This is a genomic window from Pseudarthrobacter sp. NIBRBAC000502771 (assembly GCF_006517215.1).
Classification (GTDB): Bacteria; Actinomycetota; Actinomycetes; order Actinomycetales; family Micrococcaceae; genus Arthrobacter; species Arthrobacter niigatensis.
Genome location: NZ_CP041187.1, coordinates 3514139 through 3528638, shown reverse-complemented (window position 1 = coordinate 3528638; position 14500 = coordinate 3514139). Strand labels below are relative to the sequence as shown.

The window sequence follows — 14500 nt, the reverse complement described above, 5'->3', positions numbered from 1 at the left end:
AGCGGCAGCTGGACGGGGCGGCCAGCCGGCCGCAACTACGGCACCCGGGGGAGAGGGAGTTCCATGGCTGAAGTATTCCCAAGGGAGGCCGGGCGTTGCTGAACGGACGTGCCGCCCATTGGCTGGACGCGCTGCGGACGCAGCTGTGGCCGCTGCCGGCGCTGGCCATTGCCGCCGCGATGGCGCTCGGGGCCGCGTTGCCGGCGCTCGATTCCGGCGTTTACGGCCAGCTGCCTGACAGCGTCAGCGTTCTTCTTTTCAGCGGGGGGCCGGACGCTGCGCGGGCGGTCCTGCAGGCCATCGCGGGCTCCCTGATCACGGTGACGTCCCTGACGTTCTCCCTGACGGTGGTCACGTTGCAGCTGGCCAGCAGCCAGTTTTCGCCCCGCCTGCTGCGAACCTTCACCGCCGACCGTTTTGTCCACGGGACGCTGGCGCTGTTCCTGGCAGCGTTTGCCTTCGCCCTGACCGTCCTGCGCAGCGTCCGTAACGAGGGCAGGGGGAACACGCTGTTTGTCCCCGAAATATCCGTAACCGTCGCCTTCGTCCTCGCCATTGCCAGCGTGGTGGGCCTGGTGCTGTTCCTGGCGCACCTCACCCGGGAGATCCGGGTGGAGACCATGATGCGCCGGGTGGACCGGGAAACCCGGGACACCATTGACCGGGTGTTCCCGAAGGACCGGCCCGCTGCTGGCACCCCTCCCGTCCCGCAGCCGGGCAGTTTCCCCATTACGGCAGCGTCCTCCGGGTTCCTCACCTCGCTGGACAAGGACCGGCTCCTGGCGGCTGCGGTGAACTGCGGGGCCGTGGTCCGGATCGACAGGGAACCAGGGAGCTCGCTGGTGGAAGGGGTTCCTTTCGCCACGGCCTGGCTGCTGGAAACGGGAGCCGGCCTTGGGTGGGCCGCCCGGGAAGAATTGTGCCGGGATATCAACGAGGCCGCGGCCACTGGTTTCGAGCGCACCAGCGTCCAGGACATCGGGTTTGGGTTCCGGCAGCTGGTGGATGTTGCGGCCCGCGCCTTGTCGCCGGGCATCAATGACCCGACGACGGCAGTACACATCCTGGGCCACCTCTCGGCCCTGTTGTGCCGGCTGGTGGAAAGGGATCCCGGCCCGGAGCGGGTCCGCGACGACGACGGGAGGGTGCGGGTTGTGCTCGCGCTTCCGGAGCTGCCCGCGCTGGTGGACCTGGCCGTGAACCAGCCCAGGAACTACTGCCGGGCCGGAAACGTAATACGGGTGTGACCCGCGCCACCCCCTGCCGCGCTAGGCTGTTAAGGGTGTTCAACGGGAAATGGCTGCGGGCCACGCCGCACAGCGCTCCGCCGAGGACGCGTCGCTGTAGGCCTGCCGCATTGGGGATGACCCCTGTATGGATCCTTCTGGCGTTTCTGCTCACCGGGGCGGCGTCCTATGTACAGGGCAGCAGCTATGCCCTTGCCGGGCATATGCCTGTTCCCGCGTCTTCTGCTGAAAGCCTCGCTGCCCACGCGGAGTCTTCGAAGCCAAGCGAACAGGCTCAGGCCGGTACCCCAATGTTAACCTCCCACCACCTCCCTGGCTTCATCGCCGGCGAAGCGTTCCAGGATGGAAAGCTGCTGGAGCGGGCGTGCTGCGAACGGCGGCAGGCTCCGCGGGCTGAACCGGTTCTACTCAGGACCGCGGTGGTGCACTCCGCTGACCAGGTACAACGCGGGACGCCAGGTATTGCCCTTTCTTCTCCCCTCATGCCGCCCGAGCCTGGTCTTCCCAGCCTCACCGTGGTGCAGCTTGCCGTCAGCCGGACATAGAACGCAGTGCTGTTCAACCCACACCACTGCCCCCGATACCGGAAAGACAAACCAATGACTAACAATGTTCTGTCCATGATCGACGCCCACCCCCAGGGCGTGGGAGGACTGGATAGGGCCAAGGTTGCCGAGTGTATCCAGACCTGCTTTGAATGCGCCCAGACCTGCACCGCGTGCGCAGACGCATGCCTCAGCGAGGACATGGCAGCGGAGCTCACCGCCTGCATCCGCACAAACCTCGATTGCGTCGACGCCTGCGTGGCCACCGGCAAAATCCTTTCGCGCCATCGGGGCCGTGACGAGCAAGTGACCCGTGTGATGGTGGAAGCCTGCCGGGCAGCCTGCAGGGCCTGCGCCGGCGAGTGCGCCGGACATGCCTCCATGCACAAGCACTGCGAAGTCTGCGCCGAGGCGTGCCACCGATGCGAACAGGCCTGCACGGATCTCCTTTCCGCACTTGGAGGGGACACACCATGACACGGCCCAGGGAAGTCCAGTGGATGGCGTCGGACGACCCCCAGCTGCGGCGAATGCTGGCAACACACATCCACTGCGGGGAGGACATGCAACCCGTGGCCCGGGCGGGCGCGGGAACGGATGGGCCGGAGGACAGCAAAGACGCTGCCGGCCAGGTCACCTACCGTTGCGCCTGCGGTTTCAGCTTCGATGAAAAAGCCGAATAGCCTCGTTCCTTCCCCCGACTTGCCTCAGTCATGGATCTCACTTCCCGTCAGTCCGATGAAGACATCCTCGAGGGTGACCGTGCCGCGTGCCACGGCAAGCACTTCAGGATCATTCTTATGTTTGGTGATCAGCTGGGCGGGTGTCCCGATCGTGAGCAGTCCCGTGATCGATGATCGCTACCCGGTCACACACTGCCTGGGCTTCCTCCATGGAATGTGTGGTGAGCAGGATGCTGCTGCCGTCACCGCGCAGCCGCTCGACCCGGCCCCATAGTGCCCGCCGGGATTGTGGGTCCAGTCCTGCCGTCGGTTCATCCAGCAGGAGGAGCATTGGGTTGTGGAGAGAGGCGATGAAGAGCGCGAGGCGTTGTTGCTGGCCACCGGAGAGCTGTTTAAACCGTTTGCCCAGTTCCTCGCCGAGCCCGATCCTGGTCATACTCCGCCCGATCTGGTCCCTCGAGAGTTTCACCCCGTACAGGCCCCCATAGAGTGTCACGATCTGCCGGATGCTCAGTTCGTCCTGAAAGCTGGAGGACTGCAACTGCACACCAAGGAGGGCCTTCACCGCTGACGGATTCTGTTGAACATCCAATCCATTGACGCGTACCCGGCCCGACGCAGGCTCTATCAGCCCTTCCAAGACGCTGAGAGTGCTTGTCTTCCCTGCACCATTGGGCCCGAGCAGTCCGAAGATCTCTCCCCGGTAAACGTCAACGGTCAGACCGGCCACCACCGTCCGTGTCCCGTAAGCCACGTGCAGGTCTTTGATCTCCAACAGCGGCCGCACTGGCTGCTCGTTCATTTCGGTCATCTGCACGCATCCCCTCCACGCGGCCCGCTACAGGCCTTGGTGGCCCCAGCCTATGGGGAGAAACTGAACGTACTCCCAGAACCGACGCAAGTCGACTCCGGCACCTTACCGCGCCGTTCCGAGAAGTCAGTGACTCAGCGGTGCCATTCTCACGCTCCGCTGACTCGGTTACTGGGCGAGTCTGACGGAATCTTTCGGACCCTCACCAGGACGTGGGGCACGGGGCGAAACCGACGGGGATGACAGGTCTTCTAACCCCCTCGGCCCCGCCACCTCCACGCTCAACCTGATGCATTTGGTCTCCGTTCCATGGACCAGGAAGCCGCCCGGCCACCAGGTGTACGGGGTCTTCTCCTCCGGGCACGCCGTGAAGGTCACGGATGTGTTGCCCTCCGTCGCGCCGTACTCGGCCGCGAGTCCCACGGTCTTCTGCTGCTCCGACGCCACATTGACGGTGACCGTTTGCCCGGCACTCAGCCAGTATGGATCTTTGCTGGTCCACCCATCGGTATGCTGATAGCCGTCGATGGCGTCCTGGTACGCCAGGTAAGTGACGTCCAAAGCGATGTGATCATCGTGGTCGGCCCGCAGGCGTTCCAGCCAGGCGGAGCCCGGCCGGGGGCATCCTGACGGTCTCAGATCGAGAGTCGTCACAGCCGAGTGACAGTCCCAAAACCAAGGAGAAGCATCCATGAACAACAACGAGCTGGCCCAGTTGGGTCTCGACACGGATGGCCTTACGCCGGACGCCGACTACGTCCCGAACCCCTTCACCGCCGATGACGGTGTGCACGTAGACCTCGTGTACCGCGCGTACCTGCAGCTCGAGCAGATCAACGCGCTGGGCGGTATCAGCCTGCTCGGCGGCTCGCACGAGCGGCTGGAGGAAATTTATGGCGGACTTGAGGACGGCATGGATCTCATGACGGCGGTGGCGCGCTTCGGCGACGATGAGCAGCAGCATCGCGCCCAGCAGCTCATGGCGGCAGGGAAGATCAGCGGCTCCTGACAGGCCTCGACGGAACCCCGACAGCTCCGGCTGTCGGGGTTCTTTCTTTTCGTCATGCAGACCGAGCTGGCGAGAACCCCTGGATATGCCGGGGCCCGGCATGCGTCGCGCGGACACCAACTGAACCAGGCGAGCCCCATTCTTCCCCTGGACAGGGACCGCGGGAACCTAAGCATTTGGTTCCATAGCCGCTCATTATCCGTCCATGCCCCGGCTGCTGTCTCCTGGCAGATCCATGCGCCTAAACAGACAGAAGTACGACCCTGATGTTCATGTGGTGTTCGCACCGTTCTGCCTGATAATGCAAGGATCGCAGGAACATCGCTCACGATGTTATTCGCATTCCTCCGGGAGCAGGCAAGACTATTCACGATCAGTGTGTGGCGACGAACTTCACCACCATCGATGCTGCGGCGTGGTGATCAAGTCGACCGGGGCGCATGCCGACCCTCACCTCGTTACCCAACGTCCGTTAGTCAGACAACTCGCTGACGTCTCTGCGAGATCGACATCGCCCCCGGTCATGCTCGGCCCGGTCGACTTAATCGCCACGCCAGGAACCATTGGACGCCGAGAATTTCGCCTGAACAGGGGAAAAACGGGCCTGAGTGACCCATCTCCTACCTCAACAACGGGGCGGGTCATTGCACGTCTGGTCGTCACGCCGCTCGATAGGCGTGTTCGAAGTTCAGGTCATGTCGTTCCATGCTTCACCTCCCATTGGCTACATCCTCTGGTCGCAGACCGCATTCCCTCTCGGGTTCTAGGTCATGCCCGTTGAGTGCGATCTCAATGGATGGTGGCCACCCGGATGCGGCCTGGTATCGCAGGCCAACGACAACGCCCTCGGCGCGGTCACGTCACTGTTCGCAAACATTCTGCAGAACATGGCGTCGTGGCTGTGGGCCTTCATCACGGGTGCCTTCACTGTGTCGAACGTCGACGACTCCCAGTGGCTGTCCATCCAGGGACTCACGAGCTGGTGGGTGATAGTAATGCTGACTCCGCTCGCCGTCGTAATGATCTTGCAGCTGCTCTCGGGTCTCATTAGCCAGCAACCAAGACGCATTGGAAGAGCTTTGATAGGCGGAGCAGTCGCGATCCCATTGGTGGGCGCCGCCGTGTACCTCGTCCGGCAGTTGACGAGGGCAACAGACCTGGCGTCTGCCGCCCTCCTCCAATCGATTGGGTCCGACCCCTATCTTGTCTTCATGCGGCTCTTCGGCTTTGAACGAGCGCCGCAGGGAAGTGGCCGGGAATGGAACTTGGTTTCACTGGCTCCCGGAAACACCGGCGGCCCGGCGGGCGCGGCCGTGGTGACCATGATGGCAGTCGTGGTCGTCTGGATACTCGCCTTCATTCTGATGTGCTCGATGATCTTCCGCTCGTTCGCCCTCGTTGTCCTCGCCGCCGTCGCCCCCGTGGCCCTCATGCTGCTGCCTTGGGACAAGACAAAATCCTGGGCTCGCCGCTGGTGTGAGGTCGTCATCGCGTTGGTTGTGGCCAAGCCCTTGGCTGCAACAGTCCTGGCCGTCGCCGTAAAGCTCTTTGCCGATTCCAAGTCCTTCGCGGGCTTGGCAGCCGGAACCGTAGGCATGGCCCTCGCATGTGGGGCACCCATGATGGCCCTGCGCCTCGTGAGCTTCGCTGGAGGGGAACTCGCTGCAGCTGCGCAAACGGCGGGCGGTGGCCACGTGCTCTCGCGAAGCAGCAGTGTTGCGGCCCGGCAAATCAGTCGTCAGGCAGGCGGCCGACTGATTCTCGCAAACATGGTGAGTCGTTCCGCCATGACACGGCCCATCAGTTCAAGCCGTAACGTCTTCCCGACACAGGTGTCAGCTCCTCCTGTGCCCGCCGGGTTGACCTCACCGGGCCCCGATGGAGGACAGAGAGCCTTGAAGACAGGATCGTCAACCGGATCACCGGGTGCACCGCAGTCCGCGGAAACCACAGGGTTCGTGCGTGTAGGTCCACCGAGCCAAGGCGGCGCGGTTCCAGCGCGAGCCCGGCAAAGCACGCCTACCGAACCGGGACCGCGAGCGCGGCCTCCCGCTAACACCCCAGGTCCGTCGAGCCCGCAACCTCCGAAACCCCAGCCACCCAGAATTGATCCTCCGAAGGGAGGCACCCCTCATGTCTGAAGACGGGCGCGCGTTGGAAGCCGTCAAATTCCCAAGGTACGAGCGCCGCGGTTTCTTCCTCGGACTCAAGTGGTATCAATTGCTCATTGTTGCCGCGGGAGTTACCGTCGCGATCGTTGCATCAGCGAGCCATGGTCCAATCGGACTATTCACCACTGGGCCTATGTGGCTCGTGCTCATACTGCTCGGAATACTGCAGTACTCCCGTGTCCCATATCCAGTCTGGGCACAACAGATCGCAACGTTCTTCTACCGCGCAGCTGTGGGCCAGACGAGGTTCCTCGCAAAGCCTGAAGCTCCACGCATCGCCGGCCGACTTGCCCTTCCCGGCGGGTTGGGCAATCTGGAGATTCGAACTACCGCCCGTGGGGAATGCTTCCTGGTCGATGGCCACGGCAAGGAGGCAATCGTAGTGCTGCGGTGCAGTACGCGGTCCTTTGCTCTCCTGGACGCTGACGATAAAGCGTGGGCAGTCCAGGCCTGGTCACGGGTTCAGGCCGGCATGGCCCAACGGCAAAGCATTGCCCGCATCGCCATTCAGGACTACACCGTGCCCTACCCGTCATCGGCACTCTGGGAGTTTTACAGGGAAAACGCCCTGCCGGCGCGAGACAACAAGGAAGCCGCTGGGTGGGGCCATCGTGCATACGAGGACTTACTGGGGGCCGCCGGCTCGGCTATGAGCCATGAGCTGGTCGTCGCGGTTGTCCTGGACACGAGTAAGGCGCGACGGCGGATCAGGGAGTCGGGCGGGGGCGTCACCGGCCTTGAACACGTCCTACGGCTCGAAGTCGATGCGATACGAACGTCGCTGGGTACTCACAACGTCAAGGTCGAGGAATGGTTCGGCGAGGCGGGGTTGCTTGCCATCATTCGCGGCGCTTTCGATCCTGCCCTTTTGCCCGCCGGCAAAGCGATGGCCGCGACAGCTTCGGCGTCGAGTGCACCAGCAGCAGAGTCGACGGATGAGCTCATGAGGCAAGGCCCGATGGGTGTAGAGGAGCACTGGACCTACCTGCGGACAGATTCCGGCTTCCACCAGACCTTTTGGATTGCTGAATGGCCGCGGCAGAAAGTCTTCCCGGGCTTCCTCCACCCTCTGATCTATGTGGGCGAATTCCGCCACACCTTCACCGAGGTTATTCGGGCGGTACCGACCGCTGAAGCTCTGCGCGACATCCGTTCAGCCCAGGAAGCCCACGAGACCCGTCGCCGTATCAATGCCCGCTTCGACAGGCCGCTCACGCGTGAGCAAAGGGCCGAGGAAGAAGAAGTGACACAGAGGGAAGAAGAGATTGTCGCCGGCCACGGTGACGTCCGTCCGGCCTCTTATATGACCGTCACAGCGACCTCACTGGAGGACTTGGCACGACACCGCCAGGAGCTTGAGTCCGCGGCAGCGGGAGCTTTCGTTGAGCTGCGGCTTCTCTACGGACAGCAATGGGCGGCTTTCGTTGCGAGCGCGTTGCCCTTGGGAAGAGGACTGCGGTGAACAAGACGAATGGCAGCTTCGAGTACCTTCCGTTGGGGGTAAGTCGGGGGGATCAGAAAGCACGACGGCGGTCCGCACCTTGGGCGTCCAAGCGGGCGAGTGCTCCGTCGGAGGATGAACAGCCCGGACTTCAGAAGCTTCGCTTCACGGGAGATTGGGGGAACAAGGAGCCGAACTCGCTCCGGGGCCCACACCGGTTGCGTCCGGCACCGCACCGCGCCTCGACCATGACATTCGCGGCCGCCTACCCGTTCCTCACAGAGTCCGGGCTGGGGCATGAAGGCACCTACATCGGAACCGATGTCTTCGGGTCAGGAGCCTTCTCCTACGATCCCTGGATCCTTTACGACAAAGGGATCATCAGCGGCCCATCCATCGTCGTTATCGGAACCGTCGGCACAGGCAAGTCGATGTGCGGCAAGTCGCTCGTCGCGCGGTCCATCACATTGGGCAGGAAAGCCGCCGTCGCCTCCGATCCCAAGGGTGAGTGGGTTGCCGTCGCCAAAGCTGTAGGCGGAAAGGTCATTTCCGTCGGACCAGGCCGTCCCGCACGAGTAAATCCACTGGATGCCGGGCCACGGTCAAGCGCCCTCACTGAAGCACAGTGGCAGGCTGTTGTTCGCCAGCGGCGCCGGTATCTCCTGGTGGCACTTGTCTCCCTCATGCGTCAAGGAATGCCGCTCCGACCCGTCGAGCACACGGCCTTGGATATCGCCCTCATGGAAACAATGGCGGAAAACTCCAACCCCACGCTGCCCATGGTGCTTGACCATTTGCTGCGACCGTCGAAGGAGATGGTAGCTCTCGTCGGGGTCGAGGGCGGAACCGCCGTCAGCCATTCCCTTAGACGCACGGTGTCCGGTGATCTCGAGGGCATGTTTGATGCTCCGTCCACCGTAGCCTTCGACGCGGACGCCCCAATGATGGTGATGGACACTTCGGCGCTCATTGGGGCTTCGGAGCAAGCCCTGTCATTAGCGGCCGCTTGCGGCGCTACCTGGCTGGAGGCGGCGATCACCAATCCCGACGGCGGCAAGCGCCTTGTCGTCTACGACGAAGGTTGGCGGATGCTCGCTGATCCTTACATGCTGGCGAAGATGAGCGAACAGTGGCGTTTGGCCAGAACTTACGGCATCGCCAACCTGCTGATCATGCATAAAGTCGCTGACCTCAACGAGATTGGTGACAGCACCAGCGGACATCGGCAGAAAGCCCTGGGTCTCCTCACCGAAGCGGACACCAGGATCATCTACCGCCAGAAGCACGACGCAATGCGGCTTACCAAGGAAGCGCTGGGCCTTACCGAAGCCGAGTGCGAGCACGTTGAGAATCTTCCGAAGGGCGTCGGTCTCTGGAAGGTCGGCAACCGCTCCTTCATCGTTGCCAACCGGGTGACAACGGACGAGTTGGACGTTTTCGGGACTGACGGCAGGATGCTGTGAGACAGCTAGTGAGTTCCCGGGCTGCCAGCGACAATCCGCTCGTCACCGCTGCTCTCGTTGGAGCGGCGGCTTACGTATGTCTCTGCGCGTTGGTGCAGGCCGCGGCGCAGCTCGCGACCTCTTGGCACTGCGGCGCCTTGCCGCCGTCGCCCTTCAACCCGGGTGCCGTCGTCGGACTTTTGGCCAACAGGATGGACTGGATAGTCATCCGCAGTGGGGACTGCGCAGTCGGCACGGACAGCGTTTGGTGGATCTTGGCTCCGGCCCTGCTGCTGGTCGGAGCGCTCGCCGTGGCTGCGCTGGTTGCGTGGAGGCGGTGGAAGCAATCGGGGGCATGGCTCCGGCAGGACATCCTGAACCGGGACGGCGTTGCCCGTCGCGCCGAAATCGTCCACGACTTTGGGGCGAGGGCGGTGCAGAAGCGGGGGAAGTTCACGCGCCCGGGACTGGTGAAGCCTTCGGTGCAGGATCTGTCCTGGACCCTGGGTCGATCCCGCGGCGTCACGGTCCACGTTTCCACTGAAGAATCGATGGTGATCCAGGGTGCTCCCCGGTCCGGCAAGGGCCTCTACGTGGTCATCAATGCGATCCTCGACGCGCCCGGTGCCGTCGTAACGACGTCTACGCGGGCTGACAACCTTGTAGTGACCATGAAGGCAAGGGCTTCTGACGGGCGCCCGGTGACGGTGTTCGATCCCCAAGGCATGTCAGGCTTGCCGTCGTCCCTCCGCTGGTCACCGGTGCGGGGATGTGAGGACCCGGACTTTGCCACCCGGCGAGCGCTGGTCATTACCGCGGACACGGAAATGAAGGGCGAAAACGCTGCGTGGCAGAAGCGCTCGCTGATCGTCCTCCAATGCCTGCTCCATGCTGCTGCCCTGTCCGGCGAGGGAGTGGCTGCATTCCGACGCTGGTCCTCCAGCCCTGTGCTTGCCCGGGAAGCGCTGGAAGTCCTGGGCACGCCTGGCGCGGCGCTTGGTTGGCAGTCAGACCTGATGGGAATCCTGGAAGACGACCCGCGGAATACCTCGAACTCTTGGATCGGTGTCTCGGCAGCGGTTGCCCCGCTGTCTTCACCGAAGGTTTTGGCTGCACTGAACCCGCAGGATGAGTCCGAGGAGTTTGATCCGAAGGCGTTCATTCGGGAACGGGGCACGCTCTATTTGATCGGCACGCGCGCAGGCGCGGCTGCTGCCGGTCCATACCTGTCCGCCCTGATCGACGACATTGACAGCGCGGCTCGCGAAATGGCGTTCGTTTCGCCAGGCGGCAGGCTTGAGCCGCCGCTGTCCCTCATACTCGATGAGATCGCCAACCTGGCTCCCTGGCCGGGCCTACCCGTGGCGCTGGCTGATGGCGGCGGCATCGGCATCTCCACCCTCGTCGTCCTCCAATCCCTTTCTCAGGCCCGTTCGGGCTGGTCCATCGATGAAGCGTCAACAATATGGGACTCCGCCATCATTAAGGTGATTTTCGGAGGCGGATCTGACGAACACGACCTCCGATCGCTCGCCGGTCTGCTCGGCGAGCGCAGCTTGACGCTCACCACGCGTTCCTGGTCGTCACAGGGCCGGCAGGACGGCGAACAGCTTCGCGACCGTCCGGTGATCGCCTTGGACGAGATTCGACGCCTCCCAGCTGGCACCGCACTCATGCTGGGTCGGCGCACGCGGCCTATTTTGTTGGATCTCCTGGAATGGCACAAGCGCAAGGACGCCGGGGAACTGCGCCGCCTGAAGGCTGAGATGGAGCGCCTGTTGGCCGACGGGCACAAGCAGCGTCAACAGAAGACCGAAGGGGCTCCTGATGCATAGCCGTGACAACGTCGACGAGTTTGATGTTCCCTCCTCGGGTTCCTTTGGGGACGACGAGATTACTGCACAACTTTTCAGGTCGGCATTTGCCGGACAGGCTGGGCCCAAGTCCGTGACCCGCCGCTGGCGGGAGATGACGACCGAGCAATCACAGGAGGCATGGCGATCGCTATTTGCGTGGGTGCGATGGCTCGTGGCCACCTACCAACTGACGACGTCGGTCGTCCCGGACTGCTGGTGGCGTCACCCTGAGATCGTGGCTGAGTTGTACGCGCTTCACCGCGCGGAGTTGGCCTCCTACACAACGGACGATCCTGGCTTCGGGCCGCTCGCCTTCCATGAAAGGCTCCCACACGCAGTCGAACGTCTTAGGACGCACACCAGGGCGGCCGGATGCGTAGGACTGCAGGCACACAAGGATCCCGCACCGCGCATGCTTGCGAACGACGATCCGGCCTTCCTCGACTGGTGCAAGGCGGCCCATCAATTGGTTCCCGAATTCTGAGTCATGTCGCTCCAATGACCTGGTCGCCATGAACTGGTGTCTGCGCAGCTGAGCTGCGGTCCAAGAAACAGAAGGGTGGCTGTCGTGGCCGCTGCACCCGAAGTTCCGTCAAGCCCCTCCGCTGGCCCGAACTCCCCGTTGGAGCCTCAGCGACTGGCGCCCGAGGAACGTGTTGCTGCCTTAATGGACGGACTGCACTCGATTCTTGAAAAGGCTGTCGAGTCGCCATCACATTGGCAGGTTCTCCTTGACGCTTCCGCCAGCCTGTGGCGCTATTCCGGCGGGAACGTTGCCCTGCTGATGATGCAGATGGCACAGCGCGGTACCGACGAGCCCACGCTCGTGGCGGGCTTCAAGGAATGGGAGCGGCACGGGCGGAATGTTCTTCGTGGTGAGCATGCCTTGTGGGTGATTGCGCCAAGGACGGCCCGCGTTCAACAGGTGCTCTTGCCGGACGGCACCCGTCACCGCATCCCTGTTGGCGACAAGGCTCCCAACGGCGCCGTTGACGAGGGGAAGAAGACGCTCATCACTGGCTGGCGGGGCCAGGCTGTCTTCGACGTCTCCCAGACCGAGGGTACCCCGCTGCTGGTTCCTCGATCAGCTGGGCTCACGTCAGTCGAGGTGCCGCGGCTGTGGGAGTCGCTGGCTGGAGTTGCCCGCGCTCACGGCTTCTCAGTGCAAGTCACGGACTCGCAGTTCGGGCTCACAAGCGGCTTCACGGACTTTGCCCAGCACCGGGTGCAGGTGGGTGGCTGGCTGAACCCGGAGGAACGGGCAGCGGTGCTTGCGCACGAGCTCGGGCACGTTCTGCTGCACGGCCCGAACGACAACGTGGGCAAGTTGTATGGAAGCAGCGTGGACCACCGCGGGCTGGCAGAAGTCGAGGCGGAGTCAGTGGCCTACACGGTGCTTAAGGCGCATGGAATTGATAGAGGGCCTCAATCAGCAAGCTATCTGTCCGGCTGGGCTGATGCAGTTATCGAAGCGGAGCATTCAGCCGCCGGAGTTACGTCCCGAAAGGAGCCGGCCTCGCGCGTGGATATTGCCAAATCAGTGCTTGGCCGGGTGACGGCCGCAAGCAAGGAAATTCTTGAAGTGACCGATCCGCCAGGACTAGGCGGGAAGGTTCCGGCTGCAGAAGCCTCCCTGCAAGTTGAAGGCCAGGAAACCTATGCGGGCGTGAAACCGGCACAGGAACCGTCGCGTGGCCTGGAGATTTCTGGCCCGTAGGCCGGCTTTGAAGCGTGGGATGGGAAAGTCCCGTCCGCGAAGGAAGGACGCACGATATGAGCACCAGAATACCGATCAACATCGCCGGCAACCTCGTGGCAGATCCGGATCTGACCTACGGCGAGTCGGGGGTGGCCCACACCAAGCTCCGCGTTGCGGTGAACCAGCGCGTCCAGGGGCCAGATGGATCCTGGCATGACGGTGAGCCTGTTTTTCACAACGTCTCCGCGTTCCGGGCGCTCGCCGAGAATGCCTCCAATTCGCTGAAGAAGGGCGACCCCGTCACCGTTTCGGGTGAGCTGGAATTCCGTTCCTTTGAAAAGGATGGGGAGCGGCGCGAGGCTCGTCGGATCGTAGCCGAGACCATTGGCCCGGACCTTCGCTTTGGTACCGCTGTATACCAACGTTCTGCGCGTGCCGCTGGGCCTGGCGCTTCAACCGAGGCGGGCCTGCAAGCGGCGCCGGAGCCGACGTACAACATCGCAACCAAGGGTTCGGTGTCGGTATCCCCTTTCGGCGAGCCGGCGCGGAATGAGGTTAGTCTCTGACCCTGCGCCGTTGGGAGGGCCTACTGAGCTTGCCCCCTAGGGCGTGTCTCCTAAAGCTGTTAGCCAGATGCTGATTGCCCGAAGAACCGCTCCTCCGCGGTAGGTGAGGGCGAGTTTGTCGTAGCGTGTTGCCAAGGCACGCCATTGCTTGAAGACGTTGAAGTTCCGTTCGACGACGTTCCGGCCTTTGTAATCCTCTTTGTCGAAGGCCGGGGGCCGGCCACCGGAGGAGCCGCGTCGCTTCCGGTGGCCGATCTGGTCGGAAGGCTGCGGGATGACAGCAATAATGCCGCGGTCGCGGAGGTGGGTTCGGATCGCTCGAGAGGAGTAGGCCTTGTCACCGCGGACACGGTCCGGGCGGGTTCTGGGTCTGCCCTGACCGGCCCGGTTGATCTTCAGCTGGTTCATGAGGTGGGCGAACATCGGCGCGTCCCCGCCCTGGCCCGGGGCGACCAGCAGAACCAAGGGCCTGCCTTGGCCATCAACCAAGGCGTGAATCTTGGTGCTCAGTCCGCCCCGGGACCGCCCAACCGCATGATCGTCCGGCTCAGCAAACAGATTCATGTAATTCGAGCCGGCCCCCTGTGGTGCGCGGCAGGTTGGTGCCGTGCTGGTGGGCACGGTTCACCGTCGAATCGACCGAGACCGACCAATCCACTTCACCCTGAGAGTCCGCGACCGTCAGCAGTGCAGCCAGGATGCTGTCCCACGTTCCGTCACCGCTATAGCGGCGGTGACGCTTCCAAATGGTCTGCCACGGACCGAACTCGGCAGGCACATCCCGCCACGCGATCCCGCACCGATACCGGTAAATGATGCCCTCGACCACGCGCCGGTCGTCCCGAAAAGGACGACCCCGACGACCATCAGAGGACGGCAACAACGGCTGGATGCGGGCCCACTGCCCATCAGTCAAAACAGAAGTACGCGACACCCATCAAGCATCCCGCCTAAACCAACCCAGGTTTAGGAGACACGCCCTAGCGAGACATGGCAATGGCCTGGTCCTTCCGCCGAGGACCAGGCCATT

General features: G+C 63.3%; 14 protein-coding genes. 11 read left to right on the top strand and 3 right to left on the bottom strand.

Translation table 11 applies throughout. The features are described from left to right. The first annotated feature begins 95 nt into the window (after positions 1 to 95). The 3 genes from NIBR502771_RS16465 (at position 96) to NIBR502771_RS16455 (ending at position 2475) form a co-directional block, all read left to right on the top strand. Entirely contained in the window at positions 96 to 1247 is a 1152-nt protein-coding gene (locus NIBR502771_RS16465) for a DUF2254 domain-containing protein (protein ID WP_246839706.1), read from the top strand. A gap of 599 nt (positions 1248 to 1846) precedes the next feature. Beyond that, positions 1847 to 2269, top strand: a complete 423-nt coding sequence (locus NIBR502771_RS21015) for a four-helix bundle copper-binding protein (protein WP_141160690.1) — start codon at positions 1847 to 1849, stop codon at positions 2267 to 2269. Continuing rightward, complete coding sequence (locus NIBR502771_RS16455) at positions 2266 to 2475, top strand: hypothetical protein (protein ID WP_141160689.1); 210 nt, start codon at positions 2266 to 2268, stop codon at positions 2473 to 2475. Before NIBR502771_RS21015 ends, NIBR502771_RS16455 begins: the two co-directional genes overlap by 4 nt. 115 nt (positions 2476 to 2590) lie before the next feature. Here NIBR502771_RS16455 and NIBR502771_RS16450 read toward each other — a convergent pair whose 3' ends face one another. Together NIBR502771_RS16450 and NIBR502771_RS16445 are read right to left on the bottom strand one after the other, a co-directional pair. Next, positions 2591 to 3286, bottom strand: a complete 696-nt coding sequence (locus tag NIBR502771_RS16450) for an ABC transporter ATP-binding protein (protein WP_246839914.1) — start codon at positions 3284 to 3286, stop codon at positions 2591 to 2593. Between the two features lie 168 nt (positions 3287 to 3454). Further along, a complete protein-coding gene (locus NIBR502771_RS16445; protein ID WP_168225754.1) occupies positions 3455 to 3940 on the bottom strand; it encodes a hypothetical protein in 486 nt (161 codons plus the stop codon). Between the two features lie 37 nt (positions 3941 to 3977). On the opposite strand from NIBR502771_RS16445, the gene NIBR502771_RS16440 reads away from it, so the two are divergent. The 8 genes from NIBR502771_RS16440 (at position 3978) to NIBR502771_RS16405 (ending at position 13470) form a co-directional block, all read left to right on the top strand. Beyond that, entirely contained in the window at positions 3978 to 4295 is a 318-nt protein-coding gene (locus NIBR502771_RS16440) for a hypothetical protein (RefSeq protein WP_141160686.1), read from the top strand. Positions 4296 to 5065: 770 nt separating this feature from the next. Beyond that, positions 5066 to 6436, top strand: coding sequence for a type IV secretion system protein (locus NIBR502771_RS21275; protein WP_109864359.1), 1371 nt, complete (start codon positions 5066 to 5068; stop codon positions 6434 to 6436). After that, on the top strand, positions 6429 to 7928 hold the full coding sequence (locus NIBR502771_RS16430) for an SCO6880 family protein (protein ID WP_109864360.1): 1500 nt from the start codon (positions 6429 to 6431) through the stop codon (positions 7926 to 7928). The genes NIBR502771_RS21275 and NIBR502771_RS16430 overlap by 8 nt, the downstream gene beginning before the upstream one ends. 227 nt (positions 7929 to 8155) lie before the next feature. Beyond that, entirely contained in the window at positions 8156 to 9370 is a 1215-nt protein-coding gene (locus tag NIBR502771_RS16425) for an ATP-binding protein (RefSeq protein ID WP_133247125.1), read from the top strand. Between the two features lie 8 nt (positions 9371 to 9378). After that, a complete protein-coding gene (locus tag NIBR502771_RS16420) occupies positions 9379 to 11184 on the top strand; it encodes a type IV secretory system conjugative DNA transfer family protein (RefSeq protein ID WP_141160685.1) in 1806 nt (601 codons plus the stop codon). Further along, on the top strand, positions 11177 to 11689 hold the full coding sequence (locus NIBR502771_RS16415) for a hypothetical protein (protein ID WP_141160684.1): 513 nt from the start codon (positions 11177 to 11179) through the stop codon (positions 11687 to 11689). Before NIBR502771_RS16420 ends, NIBR502771_RS16415 begins: the two co-directional genes overlap by 8 nt. 183 nt (positions 11690 to 11872) lie before the next feature. Beyond that, positions 11873 to 12922: an ArdC-like ssDNA-binding domain-containing protein gene (locus tag NIBR502771_RS16410; protein WP_141160683.1), complete on the top strand. Its 1050-nt coding sequence runs from the start codon at positions 11873 to 11875 to the stop codon at positions 12920 to 12922. Positions 12923 to 12978: 56 nt separating this feature from the next. Further along, on the top strand, positions 12979 to 13470 hold the full coding sequence (locus tag NIBR502771_RS16405) for a single-stranded DNA-binding protein (RefSeq protein WP_141160682.1): 492 nt from the start codon (positions 12979 to 12981) through the stop codon (positions 13468 to 13470). A gap of 36 nt (positions 13471 to 13506) precedes the next feature. Here NIBR502771_RS16405 and NIBR502771_RS16400 read toward each other — a convergent pair. Next, positions 13507 to 14404 (bottom strand): IS5 family transposase gene (locus NIBR502771_RS16400; protein ID WP_141160643.1). Its coding sequence is split into 2 segments (ribosomal slippage): positions 13507 to 14052 and positions 14054 to 14404, totalling 897 coding nucleotides; the frame shifts between segments, so codons are not numbered across the junction. Between the last annotated feature and the right edge of the window lie 96 nt (positions 14405 to 14500).